We start from the raw sequence: 18,807 nt of genomic DNA, 5'->3' as shown, positions 1-18,807 counted from the left end.
TGATGAGAAGCCGCACTTATTTTCGCAGGCTGAGCAGGGCGCCGACAAAGATGCCGACCGCTGCGACCGTTCCCAGCGTACACAGTGGCTTTTCACGTACGAAGGTCGTTGCACAGCTTGCCATGTCGCAGGCAGCCTGCGTGGCGCGTGAACGTCCGTTCATTCTGGCGCGGGTTTCACGGAGCAGAGACTGAGCCTTACGTTTTGCGGCATCCGCTTCGTCCTTCGCGTCAGATCCCCAGGACTTCAGCACCTCTTCCAGCGTGTCCGCTAATTGGCTGACATCATTACGAATATCCTGCGCGTCGTCGTTAATATCGTTTCGGTTCGGTCTGTTAAACATACGATCCTCCGTAAATTTGCGTTCCCGATCAGTTTAGTTCAGAAATTTAATATCTGAAGCGCGTCACGCGTTATCCGGCAGTTTATGGACTATTCTGAAAGCCCTGCTAATGCTGAATACTGTAAGGTTGCCGGGCAGGAAAAGATAACGAGGAAAAGATATGTATTTACGACCTGACGAGGTGGCACGCGTTCTTGAAAAAGAGGGATTCACCATGGATGAGGTGACGTCAAAAGCGTATGGATATCGCCGCGGTGAGAATTATGTGTATGTTAATCGTGAAGCCAGAATGGGACGTACTGCTCTCATTATTCACCCGACGCTGAAAGACAGAAGTCTGTCATTTGCTGAGCCTGCCTCGGATATTAAAACCTGCGATCATTATCAGCAATTCCCGCTCTATTTAGGCGGAGAAACGCATGAGCATTATGGTATTCCGCATGGCTTCAGTTCGCGCATGGCGCTGGAGCGGTTTCTGAAGGGACTGTTTGGCGACGTACAGTAAACTGGCGACTGGCATTCGCCAGTCGCTTCACATCACGCTTTCGCCTGGCTGTACTGACTGACTTTGAACAGACGGCGACAGTAGTCGAGGAAATAGCCGTATACGGCGCCCATCAACATCGAAATAACGATATTTGAACTGACCGCCGCGACGATCTGGTGCCAGTCTGCGCCTACGGTTAACAGAATAGCCACATATACCGGAGACTGGAACGTCACATAAGCCAGCACGTCCGCCAGGTTTTTTACCCAGCCTGCGGGGCTGATACGACGGGCGAAACGCATGACCGCATCGCGGTATAACCCGTATGGCCATGCGATAATAATGTTGACCGGGATAGCCACCAGACGCGAAGAAAGTGACTGCTCAAAGGTCATTCCTGAGAGGAATATTTCAATCAGCATGTTCACGACGGAACAGTAAACAACCATCGCAAAAGTATCCGCCACAGCGTGGCGCAGGCGAGATTGCGGCGAGAACATGTCTGAACTCCTTGAGAAGAACACAGTGGAAACGATTTCCCTTCGGCGATTAGTGCTTTAGGTTGCTTTGTTTGGCGTGTATAGCGTATCTCTCTGCGTTTGAACTAACAACTAGTGATTAATTTTTATTTAATCGCCTTTTGTCCACAAAATTCTCTAAAATTGAGCGTTTTTTGTTCTGCTCGTTATAATCTGTCTTGTTAAGGTGCTTTTTCATAAAAAACAAAGACTTGATTTTCGAGGCGGCCAGGGTGAGTCATCCTTGTCTGGATGGCGGCGCAGTATGCTGTAATTTGAATTAAAGTTGACCATTTATATTGATGTGGTGATTAGATTCGCACCAGGCTCGCCGGCATCCTGCGTTATTATTAACGTTAATATTTAAATATATTTACACTGATGCCCCTGCGGACCCTTGGGTAGATATTCTGGTCGAAATGAATTATTCTGTGGGTGATTTATCTATTTACCCCAAAGAAAAGGTTTTCAAATAATATGTCTTTGACGTTACAGAATCTTAATAATATCCGAACCCTGCGCGCGATGGCGCGTGAATTATCCCTGGACGTTCTTGAGGAAATGCTGGAAAAGGTCAGGGTCGTTACTGAAGAGAAACGCAGTGAGCTGGCGGAATTAGAGCAGCAGCGTGCTGAGCAGCAGGAGAAAATTAATGCCCTGCTGGAGCTGATGAAAGCCGATGGTATTTCACCGACCGATCTGCTGGGTTCCGAGCTGGCGCAGACGGGTAAACCGACTAAAAAGCGTAAACCGCGTGAAGCGAAATATCGCTTTATTGATCAGAACGGTGAAGAGAAAACGTGGACCGGCCAGGGCCGCACGCCGAAGCCTATTGCCAGCGCGCTGGCAGAGGGTAAAACGCTGGATGATTTTCTGATCTAATGCGTGAGCCGGGCGGTAATCGCCGCCCGGTTGTTTGTTCAGCAGACGCCGAAATCACCCTCTTCACTATACGGCGCCAGATCGGCCGCTTTCAGGGTATATTTTTCGCCTTGTTCATTACTGGCCTGAACCGCCACAACGCTTTCACCATTCACTTCGAGCACTTTCAGCTTCGGGCCGCCTTTACGCGGTTGCACATAATCACCGACAGAAAACATATTACCTCCTCATCGTTTAAGCGATCTTCACCTTAGCCCACGTATGACGCCGGGTACAGTGACTTTCACAGATTACTGCTTATGAGGTACGCCGGTTCCATGGCATCACCTTGAGCAGTCTCGCCATACCGCAAAATCCCGTTACACCTGCGAACAGCAGCCCGGCGCCCACAAAACCGCTGAGCAGGAAAAAGCCGCTGGAGACGCTATAGCCCAGCACCACGCCGCAGAGAATCAACAGCCCGGCCGCGATTTGCACCTGACGCATCAGCGGGAGAGGCTGGGATTTATCTTCAACAGTCAGCAGCCCGGCCTGCTTCCAGCCCTGAATGCCCCCCTCGACCACAAATGCCTGAGCGGGTGACGCCGCCTGGGCCAGGCGGTCAGCATTCCCGGACGTCCTGGCACCGGACTGACAGTGAAAAAGCACTATTTCACCCGCCCGTGCGTTAAGTCCGCCGGGTAAGGTGGCTAGCGGTACTGACTCTGCCCCGGAAATATGCTCGCGGGCATATTCGTCGGTATCACGAATATCTATGAGTCTGGCGCCCTCGGCTACGCGGGCTTTGGCCTGTTGCGGTGTAATCAGCGGAAGTGACATGGCGACTCCTTACGGACAATAAAGGGTTTTCAGGGTGCTGATGAGCTGAAGCACCGCATCGTTTTTAATGAAATAAAGAATGCGCTGCGCCTCACGGGTGCTGTCGATAAGTCCTTCCTCACGCATACGCGCAAGATGCTGCGACGTGGCGGAAGGACTCAGCCCGGTGGCACGCGCCAGGTCGCCCGCACGGGTGCCGGGAGCTCCGCATAATGTGCAGAGGATCAGCAGCCGACGTGGATTACTCATCGCTTTCAACAGGGCGGCGGCCTGCTCAGCGCTGGCCTGGAGTTGTTCGAGTTCAGTCATTTTAGTTTAGCGTTTCCTTAATTAAGTAAATACTAAACTATTCCGGTGCGTTACACCACTGCCAAAAGCGTAAAAGAGGGTAAATGGGACGGGTCTGGATGGCAGAAGCCGATAAACTGGCTACGCTTAGAGTCATACTCTTATTTATTTTCAACTGGTTAGCTTGTACGGAGTGCTTATGGGTTTTTGGCGTATTGTCTTTACGATTATTCTTCCTCCGCTGGGCGTGCTGCTCGGTAAGGGGTTTGGCTGGGCGTTTATCCTGAATATTCTTTTGACCTTGCTGGGTTACATTCCCGGTCTTATCCACGCGTTTTGGGTACAAACCAAAAGCTAAGCCCGCCAGAGTAAATCGCTATAGATGTTCGTCAGCACGCCCGCTGGACCAAACTGTTGTTTGATCCAGCGAGTGACCTGGCCGGTCGCCGCATGTTGTGTGGCAAGCAGCATGCGGGAATCCTGACGCGGATTGTTGATGCGTCGGGTGACCAGTAGCCCGTCTTCTACCGCCTCGCGGGCCATGTATTCCGGCAAAAAGCCAATCCCTTCTCCCAGAATCTGACACTGGCACTTGGTGTTGAAATCCGGCACCAGAATCGCCTCCTGCCCGTGCAGCAGCCAGCCGACCTTCTTATTAATGGTGTGCGCGGTATCTTCCACCATGATGTTGGGATATAGCCGCAGCTGGCTCTCCGCAATCGGCTCGGGGACAAAGGCCAGCGGATGTTCCGGTGCGATAGCAAATACCCAGCGGATGGCGCCAATCTCGGTGTAATCAATGCCGCCGCCGTCGAGCAGGGTGTCCGGCGCACCAATCGCGATATTGGCCTGGTTGTTGATGATGGAATCCCAGACGCCGTTATACACCTCGGTGGTCACCGTGATCTGGCAGGTGGGAAACTGCTTTTTCAGCACCTGCAGCAGGCGTGCAGTATGGCGTGGAGTATACAAAAGCTGATTGATACAGATACGCACCCGCGCCTCAATGCCCTGCGAAATGGTATCAATTCCGCGCTTGATGGCGTGAAAGTCGTTCAGCAGGTCGGTTGCCTTGCGGTAAAAGTAAAAGCCAGATTCGGTCAGCTCAATGCTGCGCGTGTTACGCACAAACAGCACCACGTCCAGACCGGTCTCCATGCGTTTAATGGTGTAACTGATGGCCGAGGTGGTCACGCCCAGCTCGGCGGCGGCTTTGCTGAAACTGCCAAAACGTGCCGCAGTGGTGAAGGCCAGCAGGTTCTCTTCGGTAAAGATGGAATTCATATTACGGCTCCTGGTTGCCATCAGTTTTGAACATATTTTAACAGCGCTGTTACATCACATTTGAAGCCGGTCACAGTTCTGACTATTTGCTCAGGGCCGCGCGGCACAAGGCTTTTTCAGCCATAAGGATAATGCAGCCTGAGGCGCTAAAAAGCGGTAAAACATAAGAAAAAGGTTGCACAGACGCACGTTTTAGCTGAACCGTTGAATTTAACTCAACAATGAATTGCCTGTCGATGAATGAATTTTAAGCGGATTCTTTTATCACCAGGCTGTTGCTATTCTCAGGTCATCAGAAATGAAACATAGGGAGTCTGAATATGTCTGCAACTGCACTGGTGACGGAATTTCTGCTGGCGGCAGAAGAGGGGAACGTCGACGCGCTAAAAGCCTGTCTGGAGAAAGGCGTGGATATTAACGCCACCAATCGCCAGAAAAGAACCGCCATTATTATTGCCAGCCTGAAAAAGCATTATGCCTGTGTGGAATTTTTAATTGCAGCCGGTGCGGATATTGATAAACAGGACCAGACCTGTTTTAACCCCTTCCTGATTAGCTGCCTTACCAATGATTTAACGTTACTGCGCATCGTTCTTCCGGCAAATCCGGACCTGGATCGCCTGACGCGCTTCGGTGGCGTGGGGATTACCCCGGCCAGTGAGAAAGGCCACGTTGAAATTGTGCGCGAGCTGTTGGCAAAAACCGATATTAACGTCAACCACACCAACTTTGTCGGCTGGACGCCGCTGCTGGAGGCCATCGTGTTGAATGACGGCGGCGAGAAACAGCAGGAAATTGTGAAGCTGTTACTGGATAACGGCGCGAACCCGCACATGACCGATAAATACGGTAAAACCCCGCTCGAGCTGGCGCGGGAAAAAGGCTACCACGCGATCGCCGACCTGCTGCTGGCGGCCGGCGCGTAAAGACGACGGTCAGCCTGTTCCGGCTGGCCGCTTAATAAAAAAGCATTTTTACCGACGTGCATTTTGCACGACGGCGGCCCCCTTTTATCCGAAAACAGGTGCAAATAATGCCAACGAAAATCGTGATTAAAAAGAACACTTATTTTGACTCCGTCTCATTAATGTCCGTTTCCACTAAAGCCAATAAATTGCCGGGAGTTGAACAGGCCTTTGTGGCGATGGCGACGGAGATGAATAAAGGCGTATTAAAAAACCTTGGACTGCTGACGCCAGAATTAGAAAACGCGAAAAACGGCGATCTGATGATCGTTATTAAAGGCGATGCGGCGAATGATGAAACGCTGGCGGCCATCGAAGCGTTATTTACGCGCAAAGAGCGTGCCGGCTCCCACGAAGCGCGCTACGCCACGATTGCCAGCGCCAAAACCCATCGCCCGGACAGCAACCTTGCGGTGATCTCCGTCAACGGCACCTTCGCCGCCCGCGAAGCACGTCAGGCGCTGGAAAACGATCTTAACGTCATGCTCTTTTCCGATAACGTGTCGCTCGATGACGAGCTGGCGCTGAAGCAGCTGGCCCACCAGAAAGGGCTGCTGATGATGGGGCCGGACTGCGGCACCGCCATTATCAACGGCGCGGGGCTGTGCTTCGCTAACGCGGTATGTCGCGGGACGATTGGGATTGTCGGCGCATCCGGGACCGGCAGCCAGGAACTCAGCGTGCGCATTCATGAATTCGGCGGCGGTGTGTCGCAGCTGATTGGCACCGGCGGGCGCGATCTCAGCGAGAAAATCGGTGGCCTGATGATGCTCGACGCCATCGACATGCTGGAGGCCGATGAAGGCACCCAGGTGATTGCCCTCATCTCCAAGCCACCCGCACCCGCGGTGGCTGAAAAAGTCCTCGCCCGCGCCCGCGCCTGCCGCAAGCCCGTCGTCGTGTGTTTCCTCGGCCGCAACGTACCGCCCGCTGATGAAGACGGCCTGCAGTTTGCCCGAGCCACCAAAGAGGCAGCCCTGAAAGCGGTACTCCTTACCGGCATCGACAAAGCGTCTCTGGATTTGCACCCGCTCAACTGGCCGCTGATTGAAGAGGTGCGCGCCCGCCTGACCCCGCAGCAAAAATACATTCGTGGGCTCTTCTGCGGTGGGACCCTGTGCGACGAAGCGATGTTTGCGGCGCTGGAGAAGTACGACGACGTCTACAGCAACATCCAGCCGGATCCGGCGAAGCGTCTGAGCGACATCAACGTCAGCCAGGCCCATACCTTCCTCGACTTTGGCGATGATGATTTCACCAACGGCAAACCGCACCCGATGATCGACCCGACCAACCGCATCAGCCGCCTGCTGCAGGAGGCGCGCGATCCGCAGGTGGGGGTCATCGTGATGGATTTTGTGCTCGGGTTTGGCGCGCATGAGGATCCGGTTGGCGTGATGCTCGACGCGATCAAAGAGGCTCAGGCGATCGCGAAGGCCGACAACCGTCCGCTGGCGATCTTAGGCTATGTGCTCGGTACCGACCAGGATCCGCAGAAGCTTGCTCAGCAGTGCCAGCTCCTGACCGATGCGGGCGTCATCTGGGCCAGCAGCAGCACCAATACCGGATTACTGGCTCGCGAATTTGTCTGCAAAGGGGAGAACGCATAATGACCACCTTATTTAACCAGCCGCTGAACGTGATTAACGTCGGTATCGCGATGTTCAGCGACGACCTCAAAAAACAGCACGTTCCCGTGACCCAGCTCGACTGGACGCCGCCAGGGCAGGGCAACATGCAGATCGTTGAGGCGCTCGATCAACTGGCCGAAAAATCGCTGGCGGAGAAAATTGCCGCCGCTAACCACATCGCGCTTGAGCGCATTATTCAGTCCCACCCGGTGCTGGTGGGCTATGACCAGGCGATTAACGTCGTGCCGCGCATGACCCGCACCACCATCCTGCACGCCGGTCCGCCTGTCTCGTGGGAAAACATGTGCGGGGCGATGAAAGGGGCGGTCACCGGCGCGCTGGTGTTCGAGGGGCTGGCGGCGGATCTGGAGGAGGCTGCAAGGCTCGCCGCTTCAGGGGAAATCACCTTCTCGCCGTGCCACGAGCACGACTGCGTGGGCTCGATGGCGGGCGTCACCTCCGCGTCGATGTTTATGCACATCGTTGAGAACAAAACCTACGGCAACCGCGCGTTCACCAACCTCAGCGAGCAGATGGCGAAGATCCTGCGCATGGGCGCCAACGACCAGAGCGTGATTGACCGCCTGAACTGGATGCGCGACGTGCTCGGCCCGATGCTGCGCGACGCGATGAAGATCGTCGGTGAAATCGATCTTCGTCTGATGCTGGCCCAGGCGCTGCACATGGGCGACGAGTGCCACAACCGCAACAACGCGGGCACCACGCTGCTGATCCAGGCCCTGACGCCGGGTCTGATCCAGGCGGGTTATCCTGTTGAGCAGCAGCGTGAGGTGTTCGAGTTTGTCGCCAGCAGCGACTACTTCTCCGGCCCGACGTGGATGGCAATGTGCAAAGCCGCGCTGGACGCCGCCCACGGCATTGAGTACAGCACCGTTGTCACCACCATGGCGCGCAACGGCTACGAGTTCGGTCTGCGTGTCTCCGGCCTGCCGGGGCAATGGTTCACCGGCCCGGCGCAGCAGGTCATTGGCCCGATGTTTGCGGGCTATAAGCCGGAAGACTCCGGGCTGGATATCGGCGACAGCGCAATTACGGAAACCTACGGCATCGGCGGTTTTGCCATGGCGACGGCGCCGGCGATTGTGGCGCTGGTGGGCGGCACGGTGGAAGAAGCCATCGACTTCTCCCGCCAGATGCGCGAAATCACCCTCGGCGAAAACCCGAACGTCACCATTCCGCTGCTCTCTTTTATGGGCATCCCGACTGCCATCGACATCACCAAAGTGGCAGGCAGCGGCATTTTGCCGGTCATTAATACCGCCATTGCCCACAAGGACGCCGGTATCGGCATGATTGGGGCGGGCATCGTTCACCCGCCGTTCAGCTGTTTTGAAAAGGCGCTGTTGACCTTCCGCGATCGCTACGTTTTATAAGGCATGCATCCATGAAAAACATGAAACTGGAGTGGAAAAGAGGTGACTGGGCGGCTTATTTCGGGTTGATGACCAACAACCTGACCAATTTGCTGACCATGATGGGGCTGCTCATTTTTGTCGTCGGCATCCCGAAGGAGATTGTTTATGGACGCATCGCGCCAGCCTTCGGGCTGGCGGTGCTGGTGGCGAGCATCTGTTATGCCTGGTTTGGCCTGCAGATGGCCCGTGCCACCGGGCGCACGGACGTGACGGCGCTGCCGTCCGGCCCGAGCGCGCCGTCGATTTTTACCGTGACCTTCCTGGTCCTCATGCCCGTCTACCAGCAGACCGGGGATGCGGATTTCGCGATTCAGATCGGTCTGGTGTGGTGCTTTGTGGAAGCAATGATCCTCGCGGGCGGTTCGTTCCTCGGGGAGACCATCCGCAAGATGATCCCGCGCACCGTGCTGCTGTCGTGTCTCTCCGGTTTAGGCCTGCTGCTGCTGGCGATGAACCCGATGCTCCAGGCGTTTGAAGCGCCGACCGTGTCATTCATCGTACTGCTGCTGATTTTTATCAACTGGTTCGGCAAAAAGCCGATTTTCGCCAAAATCCCGACCGGTCTGCTGTTACTGATTGCCGGTACGGCATTAGCGTGGATCTCGGGGCTGCAAAGCCCGGAAGCCATTAAGGCGTCTATGTCATCCTTCGGCTTTAACCCGCCGGAAGTGCACGTCGACAGCTTTATGCAGGGGCTGCCGCACGCGCTACCGTATCTGGCATCCGCCGTGCCGCTGGGGCTGGCGAACTATATCTTTGACCTGGAGAACATCGAAAGCGCCCACGCGGCGGGGGATGAGTACCCGACCCGTAAGGTGATGCTGGCGAACGGTCTGGCGTCGATGCTGGGCTGCCTGATGGGTAACCCGTTCCCGGTCACGGTCTACGTCGGCCACCCGGGCTGGAAAGCGATGGGGGCCAGCATTGGCTACACGCTGGCTTCCGGGGTGACCATGTTCATCGTGCCGCTGTTCGGGCTGGGGGCATTTATGCTCGCCATCATTCCGATGACTGCCATCGTGCCCATTCTGGTGTTTATCGGCGTCGTTACCGCTAACCAGGTGGTGCGGGAAACGCCGAAAGTGGAGGTGCCCGTCATCTTCATCTGCCTGTTCCCGTGGATCGCCAACTGGGCGCTCACCATGATGAACAGCGTGATGAATGCGGCAGGGACCAGCGCGGCGAAAATCGGCACCGACGTGCTGCACAGCAAAGGGATTTACTACGAAGGGCTGATGCATCTCGGCAACGGCGCGCCGCTTGCCAGCATGCTGTGGGGCTGTATCGCTATCTTCGCCATCATCAACAAGCCGCTGCGCGGGGCCGTTGCGGCCGCGGGTGGGGCGCTGCTGGCACTGTTTGGGGTGATCCACGCCCCGGTGGTGGGCTTTGCCGAAGGCAGTTCGCTGATGTTCGTTACGGCCTACCTGATGATGGGCGGCATGTTTGTGGTGAAGCATGTGCTGGATAGCCGCGAAGCGGCGAGCGCTGCGACTGGTACCGTTGCGAAGGAAAACGTATGAAAGAGCTTATGGTCGTCGCCATCGGCGGCAACAGCATTATCAAAGACAACGCCAGCCAGTCGGTTGAGCATCAGGCGCAGGCGGTCAAAGCGGTGGCAGAGTCCGTGCTCGAGATGCTGGCCTCCGACTATGACATCGTGCTCACCCACGGCAACGGTCCCCAGGTGGGGCTGGATCTGCGCCGGGCCGAAATCGCTCACGAACGGGAAGGGCTCCCGCTGACGCCGCTGGCAAACTGCGTCGCGGATACCCAGGGCGGAATCGGCTACCTGATCCAGCAGGCGCTTAACAACCGTCTGGCGGGGCGCGGGGAGCAAAAAGCGGTCACGGTCGTCACCCAGGTCGAAGTGGATAAAGACGATCCCGGCTTTACGCACCCGACGAAACCGATTGGCGCTTTCTTCAGCGAGGCGCAGCGCAATGATCTGCAGCAGGCGCACCCGGACTGGCATTTTGTCGAGGATTCAGGCCGCGGCTATCGCCGCGTCGTGGCCTCGCCACAGCCGCTGCGCATCGTAGAGGCAGATGCCATCAAGGCGCTGACGCAAAAAGGTTTTGTGGTGATCGGCGCGGGCGGTGGAGGAATTCCCGTCGTGCGCTCGGAGCAGGGCGACTACCGCAGCGTCGACGCGGTAATAGATAAGGATCTCTCCACCGCGCTGCTGGCACGGGAGATCCGCGCCGACGTGCTGGTTATCACCACCGGTGTGGAGAAGGTGTGCATTCACTTCGGCAAGCCGAACCAGCAGGCGCTGGATACCGTCAACGTGGCGCAGATGACGCGCTACATGGAGGAAGGCCATTTCCCGGCAGGGAGCATGTTGCCCAAAATCGTGGCCTCGCTGGAATTTTTACACCACGGCGGCAGGCGAGTGATTATCACCTCCCCGGACTGTCTGCCCGCGGCACTGCGCGGGGAAACCGGTACCCATATTGTGAATGAAGGAAAATAAGATGAATGATAATAAAAGCCGCCGCGAATTTATCAGCCAGAGCGGCAAAATGGTCACCGCCTGCGCGCTGTTTGGTGCCACCGGCTCCGTCGCGTATGCTGCGGATACCGCTGCGCCCGCCTGCGAGACCGGTAAACCGATGAACATCACCGCGAAGCATTACTATCTGGACAACGTGCTGCTCGAAGCCGGGTTTACTTTCGACGGCAGCGTGGCGACGAGCACTCGCACCGAGCTGAAAACGCTGGAGATTAAAGACGGCAAGATCGTTGCCCTGCGCGATAACAATAGCCACGCCGACGCGTCTCTGCCTCACTATGACGCGGGTAAAAAACTGATGCTCCCGGCGATGCGCGACATGCACATCCATCTGGATAAAACCTTCTACGGCGGTCCGTGGCGCTCCCTGAACCGCCCGGCGGGGACCACGATTCAGGACATGATCCGCCTTGAGCAGAAGCTGCTGCCGGAGCTGCAGCCCTACACCCAGGAACGCGCGGAGGCACTTATCGACCTGATTCAGTCGAAAGGTTCCACCATCGCCCGCAGCCACTGCAACATTGAGCCGGTTTCCGGCCTGAAAAACCTGGAAAATCTGCAGGCGGTGTTATCGCGCCGCCAGCCTGGCTTTGACTGTGAAATTGTCGCGTTTCCACAGCACGGACTGCTGCTTTCCCATTCTGAAAAACTGATGCGCGACGCGATGCAGGCCGGTGCGCACTACGTGGGCGGGCTGGACCCGACGAACGTCGACGGCGCGATGGAGAAATCTCTCGATCTGATGTTCCAGATAGCGCTGGATTACGACAAAGGGGTGGATATTCACCTGCATGAAACCAGCCCGGCGGGCGTGGCGGCGGTGAATTACATGGTGGAAACGGTGGAGAAAACGCCGGAGCTGAAGGGCAAGCTGACTATCAGCCACGCCTTCGCGCTGGCGACGCTTAACGAGCAGGAGGTGGATGCGATTGCGACTCGTATGGCGGCGCAGCAGGTGACCATCGCCTCTACCGTGCCGATTGGTACCCTCCATATGCCGCTGAAACAGCTGCGTGATAAGGGCGTGTTTGTCATGACCGGCACCGACAGCGTGATCGACCACTGGTCGCCGTACGGCCTGGGAGATATGCTGGAAAAAGCCAATCTTTACGCGCAGCTGTACATTCGCCCGAACGAGCAGACGCTCTCCCGGGCGCTCGGTATCGCGACCGGTGACGTTCTGCCGCTGAACGACAAAGGCGAACGGGTGTGGCCGAAAGCGCAGGACGACGCCAGCTTTGTGCTGGTGGATGCCTCGTGCTCCGCCGAAGCCGTGGCGCGGATTTCACCGCGTACCGCGACGTTCCATAAGGGAAATCTGGTCTGGGGTACTGTGGGCTAGAGGCGAGCCGGGTGACGGCTTCGCCTTACCCGGCCTACTGAAACCCTCAAATCGTAGGCCGGGTAAGCGCAGCGCCACCCGGCAATGTTTTATACTGGGAGTCACATTCTTAAAGAGGGATCTGCCATGGCACAAAATATCTACGACAACCCGGCGTTTTTCGAAGGCTACGCTCAGCTTCCGCGCTCGGTGCAGGGGCTGGACGGTGCGCCGGAGTGGCCTGCGCTGAAAAGCATGCTGCCGGATTTAACCGGCAAATCGGTTATCGATCTCGGCTGCGGCTACGGCTGGTTTTGCCGCGCGGCGCGCGAACTGGGTGCAGACGAGGTGACGGGTGTTGATATCTCAGAAAAGATGCTCGCCCGGGCTGCGGAGCTTACCGCTGACCCACAGATTCATTATCAGCGTAGCGATCTGGAGTCGCTGGCGCTCAAAGATAACAGCCTCGACCTGGTCTACAGCTCGCTGGCACTGCACTACCTGCCGGAACTGGATACGTTATTCGCCAACGTTCAGCGCGCGCTTAAACCCGGTGGCAGCCTGGTCTTCTCGATGGAGCACCCCATTTACACCTGCGCCACCCGCCAGGGCTGGCTGACCGACGACAACGGCGAGCGGTTCTGGGGCGTGAATCATTATCAGGACGAGAGCCAGCGCGTCAGCAACTGGCTGGCGGACGGGGTGATCAAGTATCACCGTACGCTGGGCACCACGCTCAACGCGCTGATCAAGGCCGGATTAACGATAAGCGAAGTCAACGAATGGGGGCCAACGCAGGGGCAAATTGCGGCCTGGCCCGCGCTGGCCGAAGAGGCAGAGCGCCCGATGCTGGTGCTGATCGCCGCCCGTAAGGCTCAGTAACCAACCTTATACACCCGACCGCTCTGTACCCCTTCCACGCTGCGGCGATAGGCCTGCGCCACGGTTGCAGCGGGGACGCTCTCAAAGCCGGGGAAGAAACCGTCGTACGCTTCAGCGGATTCCGTCAGGACCGTCGGGCTAATCAGGTTAATGCGGATCCCCCGCGGCAGCTCACAGGCTGCGGCGCGAACAAACCCTTCCAGTGCGGCATTCACGGTGGTGGCGTTTACTCCCTGGGCAATCGGCTCGTGCGCCACAATGCCGCTAATCAGGGTGATAGAGCCACCTTCGTTCAGATAGTGCTGGCCGGTTAGCGCAAGGCGCACCTGCCCCAGAAGTTTATCCTGCAGGCCCTGATTAAAGTCGCTGTCTTTCATGGTCGCAAGCGGGCCAAAGTAGAGGCCACCGCTGGCGGAGACAATGGCATCCACCCGGCCAATTTTCTCGAATAGCGCCTGCACGCTCTCCTGCGAGTTGATATCCACCTGATAGTCGCCCCGCGTGCGACCTACGCGGATCACCTCGTGACGACGGCTTAACTCTTCGGTTACGGCACGACCGACCGTACCGCTGGCACCAATAATGACGATTTTCATATCCGACTCCTCATGTTGTGAGCCCTCATTCTTTAATAAATAAAAAGCCAGATAAACTGGGCTAAAGTTAGAAGATTGCTAACCAGAGGTTCGGAATATGGATAAGCTTCGCGGCATGGAGACGTTTATCGCGGTGGTAGAAAGCGGCAGTTTTACCGGCGCGGCCTCCCGCCTTGAGATGTCGGCGGTCATGGTGGGAAAGTATATTGCGTTGCTGGAGTCCCAGCTTGGCACCCGCCTGCTTGAGCGTAACACGCGTCGTCAGAGCCTGACGGATGCGGGCCGCGTCTATTTTGAAGAAGCCAGACGGGTGCTGGAGCAGGTCTCAATCGCCGAAAACGCGGTTGAACGCCTGCGTGCCACACCGGCCGGAACCCTGCGCGTCACGGCGCCTACGTCGTTTGGCGGCTGCGTGATCGCCCCGCTCACCGCCACCTTTTTACAGCGTTACCCGCAGGTGCGCATCGAACTGGATCTGACTAACCGAATGGTCGATCTGGTGGAGGAGGGGGTCGATCTGGCCATTCGCATTGGTGATATTCGCAATGACGATCTGGTGGCGAAATATTTGTGCCCCTACAACATGGTGATCTGCGCCGCACCGGACTATTTAGCGCGACACGGTACGCCGCAAACGCCTGCCGATCTGGTGGATCATCTGTGTCTTTCGCACACGGTATGGACCGCGCGTAACGAGTGGCGGCTACCGGGCGTGGAAGGGGAAGTACGCTGGAAGCGTGATGCCATCTTAAGATGTAACGACGGCTATGGCCTGCGTATGGCGGCATGCGCAGGGGCGGGGCTGTTGCTACAACCGGAAGTGCTGGTGGCGGAAGAGCTGGCAAGCGGCAGGCTGATTCGGGTACTGGAGCCGTTCACCCCCGCGCCGAGGCCGGTGCATTTATTGTGGCGCCAGGATTTACGTCCTCTTCCGAAGCTAACGGAATTTATCGCTCATATTCTGCTAAGATTGGGCACAATATAAAAAAAGAAGGTAATCAAAGAATGTCTGCAAACAAACTCGCCAGCAGCGCGCAGGGCCTGCAATCATCTGCCATCCGTGAATTATTAAAACATAGCAAAATGGCTGGCGTAATTTCGCTGGGCGGAGGGATTCCGAACCCCGATTTGTTCGATCACGAAGGGCTTAAAATAGCCGCGGATGCCGTCTTATCGCAACATTTTGGCGAGGCGTTTCAGTATGGTCTGACCGAAGGTTTTCCGGGACTGCGGGAAGAGATCCAACGCATCTGTGAAGGACGCGGCATTGCCTGTAAAGCCGATGACGTGGTGGTGACGTCCGGTTCGCAGCAGTCTCTCGACGTGCTGGCGCGTGCATTAATTAACCCAGGCGATACCGTCGTCGTCGAGCGTCCAACCTATCTTGCCGCGCTGCAGGTTTTCGGCCTGGCGCAGGCGAATTTTGAGTCCGTCGGCACCGACGGCGACGGCATGAAGGTCGACGAACTTGAGGCGCTGGTGGCAAAGAAAACCATCAAAGCGGTTTATATCGTCCCGACCTTTGGTAACCCGGGCGGCGTGACGCTCTCTGAAGCGCGTCGTAAACATCTGGTGGAATTATCGAAACGCTATGATTTCGTCATTATTGAAGACGACCCGTACAGCGAAATTAACTACACCGATGAGGTCTTCCGCCCGTTAATTGCCCATGCCAAAGATATCGGTAACGAAGAGAACGTGGTCTACACCTCAACCTTCTCTAAAATACTCGCGCCGGGCACCCGCGTAGGCTGGGTGCTGGTGCCGGAGTGGCTGAAGCGTGCGGTGGTGAACCTTAAGCAAACCACCGATCTGCACACCAGCACGCTGTCGCAGTTAATGACGTATGAGTACCTGAAAACCGGTCGCCTGGCCGGGCAGATTAAGATGATCCGCGAAGCTTATCGCCAGAAATACCAGACCTTCGCCACCGAACTGGAAGCGGAGCTGGGTGATGTGATGTCGTTCCACAAGCCTAAAGGCGGCATGTTCCTGTGGGCGAAAATGAACAATGGTATGAATACCACCCGCTGGCTGGAAAAGACGTTAAGCAACGGCGTGGTATTTGTCCCGGGCGAGTTTTTCTACTGCAATGAACCGGACCAGACCACGCTGCGCATGTCGTTTGTGACACCAACAGATGAGCAGCTGAAAGAGGCGGTGCAGCGCCTGAAGAAATCGCTTTAAAAGACCTGCGCATAATGGCATTCCTGCCGTTATGCGCAATACGCGTTCAGGGCGGCACGGGCCGCGATCGTTCATGGTGAGTTCCATGTTTGAATTTCTGATCGGTGTTGTTACGCACACGCCCGCCTGGGTGTGGGTGTTGTTTATCTTCCTCATCTCCCGTGGTATCAAAGCCCGCAGGCCCGCCACCGTTACGCTAGAGAGGCTTGCCATTATCCCGGCGATCTTTCTGGTGTGGGATATTTACGATCTGGTGGTCTATCGCACGTTGACCCCTGCGACTGTCGCATTGTGGACGGCGGGGATCTTCGCCGGTGCCGCGCTGGGGTATCTTCTGATTAAGCGGGCGGTTATCACCCGGGCAGATGCGCCGCGTACGCTTTACCGCCAGGCAGACTACACCGCGCTGCCGTTTATGATGCTGGCGTTTGGCGTGAAGTATGTGCTGGGGGTGATGAGCGCGGTTTCGCCTCAGACGATGCAACAACCTGCCATGAGCGCGCTGGCGATCGTCTCCGGGGGCGTGTTTGCCGGCGTATTTATTGGGAAATTTGCGCGGTATGTTGGGGTGTATAATCGTACCGCACTTCGCCGGGCGGAATGAACTTCGTTAACTGGCGGCAGCTGGCTCGCGTCATGCGGGCAATGGAGTGGCTGGCGGCGGGGAAGCCGGTAGGGTGGATTGCGCTGTCCTGCGGCTACAGCAGCGTCAGCGCATTCATTGAGGTTTTCAGAACATTGACCGGTAAAACGCAGGGGCAGTGGGCGATTAAAGAAGACCCTTTTGCGCGAAGGTCATGCGGGTAGCTTCGTTGAGATCCAGCTCTTTTAATGTTTCCGGATTAACCCAGGCGATCTCCTGAAACTCCTCATTAAACGTGACGTCCCGGTTGGCGCTCATGCAGTCGAAGATCAGATAGATCATATAAATCTCCTCGGTGGTGCCATCGGCGTAGGTTTTTACCCTGATGTCATCGCGAAAAGCCCATGGCGTGACCGAGACGATCTCCAGCGCTTCGCCCAGCTCTTCGCGGATCTCACGGCGCAACGCCTGTTCCATGGTTTCGCCCGGTTCCATTCCGCCGCCGGAGAGGGCCCATTGACCGGGGAACACGCCGCGATCGTCGGCCATTTTACACAGCAGATAGGCACCGTCGTTCTGGATGATGGGGCAGACAATGGTTCGTTGGCGCATGATTTCTTCCTGAAAAATGAATTTGGGCTACTTTAGCAGATAAGGCGGGGGAGGTTATGTTAGGGGGGGGGATTCTCATCCCTCGGTTTTCCACATTTTGTTGCAGATTCAGCCAGAATTCAGCGCTGATATCGAATGCTTTCGCCCGTTTTAACGCCCTATCGGCGGTGAATTTTTTCTGTGTTGCGGTCTGACGCCCTCACCCCAACCCTCTCCCACAGGGAGAGGGAGAAAACCGCATTCCCCTTAGCTTTAGTGTGTAGGACTGGTAAGGCGATTGACTACCGCTCCCGCAGCGCCTCTTTCGCCCGGTTAAACGGCTTAATCAGATAATCCAGCACCGTTTTCTCGCCGGTCTTGATGTCCACTGTCGCAATCATGCCCGGTACAATCGAGAAGTGCCTGCCCGCTTTATTGACCAGGTAATCCTGGCTGGTGCGGATAAACACCCTGTAATAGAACACTTCCGGCTTGGCTTCGTCCTGGATGGTGTCGGGTGAAATGGTCTCTACCACCCCATGCAGACCGCCGTAGATGGCGTAATCGTAGGCGGTGATTTTGACCAGCGCCTCCTGGTTCGGGTGGATAAAGGCGATATCGCGCGGTGAGAGGCGGGTTTCAATCAGCAGGTGATCGTCCACCGGCACAATCTCCATCAGCTCACCGTTAGGCGGGATCACGCCGCCGATGGTGGTGACTTTGATGTTTTTCACGATCCCGCGCACCGGGGATTTTACCGTCAGGCGGGTGACGGAATCCTGGCGGCCTTTAAGGACCGCGGAAACCATATCCACTTCCGCGTTAGCCTTGGATAACGCCTCGCGCGCCTGAACGTAATACTGCGAGCGCACGTCGGTGAGCTTCAGCTCCAGGTCACTTTTCTGTCGCTGCAGGCGCAGCACCTCCACATGGCTGGCGGCCCCGGTTTTAACCAGCCTTTGGGTGATCGCCAGCTCTTTATTGGCGAGATCTAACGCGGCGCGCAGCTCCCGTTGGGTATCATCCAGCTGCGCACGGCGGGAGTTGTAGAGTCGCGTTTCGGCGGCAATCAGATCCGGCCATTTTGCCAGCGAAGGCGGGAACGTTAGCGGGAGATCGTTCACCTCGGCATTCAGACGTGCGCTGGAAGCCAGTGACGCGCGGTAGCGCGCTGCACTTTCACCGACGTTCGATTCGGAACGCGTCGGATCAAGCCGCGCCAGCACCTGTCCGGCCTGCACCTGATCGCCCTCATGAACGTTCAGCTCGGTGAGGATCCCGCCGTCGAGCGACTGTAATACCTGTTCGCGCGAGCTGGGGATGACTTTCCCCGAGCCGGTTGAGACCTCATCCAGCACGCCAAACCATGCCCAGACGCCCAGGGCCACAAACATCAGCAACGAGAAGATGACGATTCGACGTGCGCCGGTGTAGCCACTTTCGGATTCAAGCGCGTTATCCAGATCGTCCATTGCGGCA

The 18,807-nt window shown here is 56.7% G+C and carries 23 protein-coding genes; 14 read left to right on the top strand and 9 right to left on the bottom strand.

Annotated features, from left to right (window positions below):
* Nucleotides 1-16 precede the first annotated feature (16 nt).
* A complete protein-coding gene (locus ACOTY9_RS11635) occupies nt 17-343 on the bottom strand; it encodes a DUF883 domain-containing protein (RefSeq protein WP_023308924.1) in 327 nt (108 codons plus the stop codon).
* Between the two features lie 160 nt (nt 344-503).
* Between ACOTY9_RS11635 and ACOTY9_RS11630 the strand changes: the two genes are divergently transcribed.
* Nucleotides 504-848 carry a DUF2002 family protein gene (locus ACOTY9_RS11630; protein ID WP_006811693.1) on the top strand — a complete coding sequence of 115 codons (345 nt, stop codon included), beginning with the start codon at nt 504-506 and terminating at the stop codon, nt 846-848.
* Between the two features lie 32 nt (nt 849-880).
* On the opposite strand, the gene alaE is transcribed toward ACOTY9_RS11630, so the two are convergent.
* Entirely contained in the window at nt 881-1,330 is a 450-nt protein-coding gene (gene alaE, locus ACOTY9_RS11625) for an L-alanine exporter AlaE (RefSeq protein WP_023331140.1), read from the bottom strand.
* A gap of 495 nt (nt 1,331-1,825) precedes the next feature.
* Between alaE and stpA the strand changes: the two genes are divergently transcribed.
* Complete coding sequence (gene stpA, locus ACOTY9_RS11620) at nt 1,826-2,230, top strand: DNA-binding protein StpA (RefSeq protein WP_023337683.1); 405 nt, start codon at nt 1,826-1,828, stop codon at nt 2,228-2,230.
* A 38-nt stretch (nt 2,231-2,268) separates the two neighbouring features.
* Here stpA and ACOTY9_RS11615 read toward each other — a convergent pair whose 3' ends face one another.
* The 3 genes from ACOTY9_RS11615 to ACOTY9_RS11605 all read right to left on the bottom strand — a co-directional run bounded on the left by ACOTY9_RS11615 (nt 2,269) and on the right by ACOTY9_RS11605 (nt 3,358).
* Nucleotides 2,269-2,448, bottom strand: coding sequence for a hypothetical protein (locus ACOTY9_RS11615; RefSeq protein WP_014884955.1), 180 nt, complete (start codon nt 2,446-2,448; stop codon nt 2,269-2,271).
* Nucleotides 2,449-2,527: 79 nt separating this feature from the next.
* Nucleotides 2,528-3,049 carry a rhodanese family protein gene (locus ACOTY9_RS11610; RefSeq protein WP_014884954.1) on the bottom strand — a complete coding sequence of 174 codons (522 nt, stop codon included), beginning with the start codon at nt 3,047-3,049 and terminating at the stop codon, nt 2,528-2,530.
* 9 nt (nt 3,050-3,058) lie between these two features.
* Entirely contained in the window at nt 3,059-3,358 is a 300-nt protein-coding gene (locus tag ACOTY9_RS11605) for an ArsR/SmtB family transcription factor (protein ID WP_014884953.1), read from the bottom strand.
* 178 nt (nt 3,359-3,536) lie between these two features.
* On the opposite strand from ACOTY9_RS11605, the gene ACOTY9_RS11600 reads away from it, so the two are divergent.
* Nucleotides 3,537-3,695, top strand: a complete 159-nt coding sequence (locus tag ACOTY9_RS11600; RefSeq protein WP_014884952.1) for a YqaE/Pmp3 family membrane protein — start codon at nt 3,537-3,539, stop codon at nt 3,693-3,695.
* Here ACOTY9_RS11600 and ACOTY9_RS11595 read toward each other — a convergent pair.
* On the bottom strand, nt 3,692-4,621 hold the full coding sequence (locus tag ACOTY9_RS11595; protein WP_014884951.1) for a LysR substrate-binding domain-containing protein: 930 nt from the start codon (nt 4,619-4,621) through the stop codon (nt 3,692-3,694). The two genes, ACOTY9_RS11600 and ACOTY9_RS11595, sit on opposite strands and share 4 nt — an antisense overlap.
* 320 nt (nt 4,622-4,941) lie before the next feature.
* On the opposite strand from ACOTY9_RS11595, the gene ACOTY9_RS11590 reads away from it, so the two are divergent.
* The 7 genes from ACOTY9_RS11590 to ACOTY9_RS11560 all read left to right on the top strand — a co-directional run bounded on the left by ACOTY9_RS11590 (nt 4,942) and on the right by ACOTY9_RS11560 (nt 13,371).
* Complete coding sequence (locus ACOTY9_RS11590; protein ID WP_014884950.1) at nt 4,942-5,547, top strand: ankyrin repeat domain-containing protein; 606 nt, start codon at nt 4,942-4,944, stop codon at nt 5,545-5,547.
* A 107-nt stretch (nt 5,548-5,654) separates the two neighbouring features.
* Complete coding sequence (gene fdrA, locus ACOTY9_RS11585) at nt 5,655-7,196, top strand: acyl-CoA synthetase FdrA (RefSeq protein WP_348565863.1); 1,542 nt, start codon at nt 5,655-5,657, stop codon at nt 7,194-7,196.
* On the top strand, nt 7,196-8,611 hold the full coding sequence (locus ACOTY9_RS11580) for a DUF1116 domain-containing protein (protein WP_047028074.1): 1,416 nt from the start codon (nt 7,196-7,198) through the stop codon (nt 8,609-8,611). Before fdrA ends, ACOTY9_RS11580 begins: the two co-directional genes overlap by 1 nt.
* Nucleotides 8,612-8,622: 11 nt before the next feature.
* On the top strand, nt 8,623-10,176 hold the full coding sequence (locus ACOTY9_RS11575) for a hypothetical protein (protein WP_014884947.1): 1,554 nt from the start codon (nt 8,623-8,625) through the stop codon (nt 10,174-10,176).
* Complete coding sequence (locus tag ACOTY9_RS11570; protein WP_023331135.1) at nt 10,173-11,129, top strand: carbamate kinase family protein; 957 nt, start codon at nt 10,173-10,175, stop codon at nt 11,127-11,129. The genes ACOTY9_RS11575 and ACOTY9_RS11570 overlap by 4 nt, the downstream gene beginning before the upstream one ends.
* A 1-nt stretch (nt 11,130) precedes the next feature.
* The gene (locus ACOTY9_RS11565; protein WP_248082496.1) at nt 11,131-12,510 is read left to right on the top strand and encodes an amidohydrolase family protein; all 1,380 of its coding nucleotides are present in this window, start codon (nt 11,131-11,133) and stop codon (nt 12,508-12,510) included.
* 126 nt (nt 12,511-12,636) lie between these two features.
* On the top strand, nt 12,637-13,371 hold the full coding sequence (locus ACOTY9_RS11560) for a class I SAM-dependent methyltransferase (RefSeq protein WP_348565862.1): 735 nt from the start codon (nt 12,637-12,639) through the stop codon (nt 13,369-13,371).
* Here the strand turns inward: ACOTY9_RS11560 and ACOTY9_RS11555 are convergent.
* On the bottom strand, nt 13,365-13,967 hold the full coding sequence (locus tag ACOTY9_RS11555; protein WP_348565861.1) for a short chain dehydrogenase: 603 nt from the start codon (nt 13,965-13,967) through the stop codon (nt 13,365-13,367). The two genes, ACOTY9_RS11560 and ACOTY9_RS11555, sit on opposite strands and share 7 nt — an antisense overlap.
* 97 nt (nt 13,968-14,064) lie before the next feature.
* On the opposite strand from ACOTY9_RS11555, the gene ACOTY9_RS11550 reads away from it, so the two are divergent.
* The 4 genes from ACOTY9_RS11550 to ACOTY9_RS11535 all read left to right on the top strand — a co-directional run bounded on the left by ACOTY9_RS11550 (nt 14,065) and on the right by ACOTY9_RS11535 (nt 16,961).
* Nucleotides 14,065-14,952: a LysR family transcriptional regulator gene (locus tag ACOTY9_RS11550; RefSeq protein ID WP_058690776.1), complete on the top strand. Its 888-nt coding sequence runs from the start codon at nt 14,065-14,067 to the stop codon at nt 14,950-14,952.
* Between the two features lie 20 nt (nt 14,953-14,972).
* Nucleotides 14,973-16,154 carry a PLP-dependent aminotransferase family protein gene (locus ACOTY9_RS11545; protein ID WP_032635745.1) on the top strand — a complete coding sequence of 394 codons (1,182 nt, stop codon included), beginning with the start codon at nt 14,973-14,975 and terminating at the stop codon, nt 16,152-16,154.
* 85 nt (nt 16,155-16,239) lie between these two features.
* The gene (locus ACOTY9_RS11540) at nt 16,240-16,758 is read left to right on the top strand and encodes a DUF6622 family protein (RefSeq protein ID WP_032629446.1); all 519 of its coding nucleotides are present in this window, start codon (nt 16,240-16,242) and stop codon (nt 16,756-16,758) included.
* Nucleotides 16,755-16,961 (top strand): helix-turn-helix domain-containing protein, encoded by a 207-nt coding sequence (locus ACOTY9_RS11535; protein ID WP_237755546.1) that lies wholly within the window; start codon nt 16,755-16,757, stop codon nt 16,959-16,961. Before ACOTY9_RS11540 ends, ACOTY9_RS11535 begins: the two co-directional genes overlap by 4 nt.
* On the opposite strand, the gene nudI is transcribed toward ACOTY9_RS11535, so the two are convergent.
* Nucleotides 16,924-17,349, bottom strand: a complete 426-nt coding sequence (nudI, locus tag ACOTY9_RS11530) for a nucleoside triphosphatase NudI (protein WP_063666944.1) — start codon at nt 17,347-17,349, stop codon at nt 16,924-16,926. The genes ACOTY9_RS11535 and nudI overlap by 38 nt on opposite strands.
* 281 nt (nt 17,350-17,630) lie before the next feature.
* The gene (locus ACOTY9_RS11525; protein ID WP_086527819.1) at nt 17,631-18,800 is read right to left on the bottom strand and encodes an HlyD family type I secretion periplasmic adaptor subunit; all 1,170 of its coding nucleotides are present in this window, start codon (nt 18,798-18,800) and stop codon (nt 17,631-17,633) included.
* Nucleotides 18,801-18,807: the final 7 nt, after the last annotated feature.

The organism is Enterobacter cloacae complex sp. SHL012, assembly GCF_049237505.1.
Taxonomy (GTDB): Bacteria; Pseudomonadota; Gammaproteobacteria; order Enterobacterales; family Enterobacteriaceae; genus Enterobacter; species Enterobacter kobei.
Note: the sequence above shows the minus strand (reverse complement) of the source record. Positions and strands in the feature narration are given on the sequence as shown.

Coding starts and splice junctions, on each gene's coding strand:
- ACOTY9_RS11635 (WP_023308924.1), bottom strand. CDS start 343: ATGTTTAACAGACCGAACCGAAACGATATTAACGACGACGCGCAGGAT.
- ACOTY9_RS11630 (WP_006811693.1), top strand. CDS start 504: ATGTATTTACGACCTGACGAGGTGGCACGCGTTCTTGAAAAAGAGGGA.
- alaE (WP_023331140.1), bottom strand. CDS start 1,330: ATGTTCTCGCCGCAATCTCGCCTGCGCCACGCTGTGGCGGATACTTTT.
- stpA (WP_023337683.1), top strand. CDS start 1,826: ATGTCTTTGACGTTACAGAATCTTAATAATATCCGAACCCTGCGCGCG.
- ACOTY9_RS11615 (WP_014884955.1), bottom strand. CDS start 2,448: ATGTTTTCTGTCGGTGATTATGTGCAACCGCGTAAAGGCGGCCCGAAG.
- ACOTY9_RS11610 (WP_014884954.1), bottom strand. CDS start 3,049: ATGTCACTTCCGCTGATTACACCGCAACAGGCCAAAGCCCGCGTAGCC.
- ACOTY9_RS11605 (WP_014884953.1), bottom strand. CDS start 3,358: ATGACTGAACTCGAACAACTCCAGGCCAGCGCTGAGCAGGCCGCCGCC.
- ACOTY9_RS11600 (WP_014884952.1), top strand. CDS start 3,537: ATGGGTTTTTGGCGTATTGTCTTTACGATTATTCTTCCTCCGCTGGGC.
- ACOTY9_RS11595 (WP_014884951.1), bottom strand. CDS start 4,621: ATGAATTCCATCTTTACCGAAGAGAACCTGCTGGCCTTCACCACTGCG.
- ACOTY9_RS11590 (WP_014884950.1), top strand. CDS start 4,942: ATGTCTGCAACTGCACTGGTGACGGAATTTCTGCTGGCGGCAGAAGAG.
- fdrA (WP_348565863.1), top strand. CDS start 5,655: ATGCCAACGAAAATCGTGATTAAAAAGAACACTTATTTTGACTCCGTC.
- ACOTY9_RS11580 (WP_047028074.1), top strand. CDS start 7,196: ATGACCACCTTATTTAACCAGCCGCTGAACGTGATTAACGTCGGTATC.
- ACOTY9_RS11575 (WP_014884947.1), top strand. CDS start 8,623: ATGAAAAACATGAAACTGGAGTGGAAAAGAGGTGACTGGGCGGCTTAT.
- ACOTY9_RS11570 (WP_023331135.1), top strand. CDS start 10,173: ATGAAAGAGCTTATGGTCGTCGCCATCGGCGGCAACAGCATTATCAAA.
- ACOTY9_RS11565 (WP_248082496.1), top strand. CDS start 11,131: ATGAATGATAATAAAAGCCGCCGCGAATTTATCAGCCAGAGCGGCAAA.
- ACOTY9_RS11560 (WP_348565862.1), top strand. CDS start 12,637: ATGGCACAAAATATCTACGACAACCCGGCGTTTTTCGAAGGCTACGCT.
- ACOTY9_RS11555 (WP_348565861.1), bottom strand. CDS start 13,967: ATGAAAATCGTCATTATTGGTGCCAGCGGTACGGTCGGTCGTGCCGTA.
- ACOTY9_RS11550 (WP_058690776.1), top strand. CDS start 14,065: ATGGATAAGCTTCGCGGCATGGAGACGTTTATCGCGGTGGTAGAAAGC.
- ACOTY9_RS11545 (WP_032635745.1), top strand. CDS start 14,973: ATGTCTGCAAACAAACTCGCCAGCAGCGCGCAGGGCCTGCAATCATCT.
- ACOTY9_RS11540 (WP_032629446.1), top strand. CDS start 16,240: ATGTTTGAATTTCTGATCGGTGTTGTTACGCACACGCCCGCCTGGGTG.
- ACOTY9_RS11535 (WP_237755546.1), top strand. CDS start 16,755: ATGAACTTCGTTAACTGGCGGCAGCTGGCTCGCGTCATGCGGGCAATG.
- nudI (WP_063666944.1), bottom strand. CDS start 17,349: ATGCGCCAACGAACCATTGTCTGCCCCATCATCCAGAACGACGGTGCC.
- ACOTY9_RS11525 (WP_086527819.1), bottom strand. CDS start 18,800: ATGGACGATCTGGATAACGCGCTTGAATCCGAAAGTGGCTACACCGGC.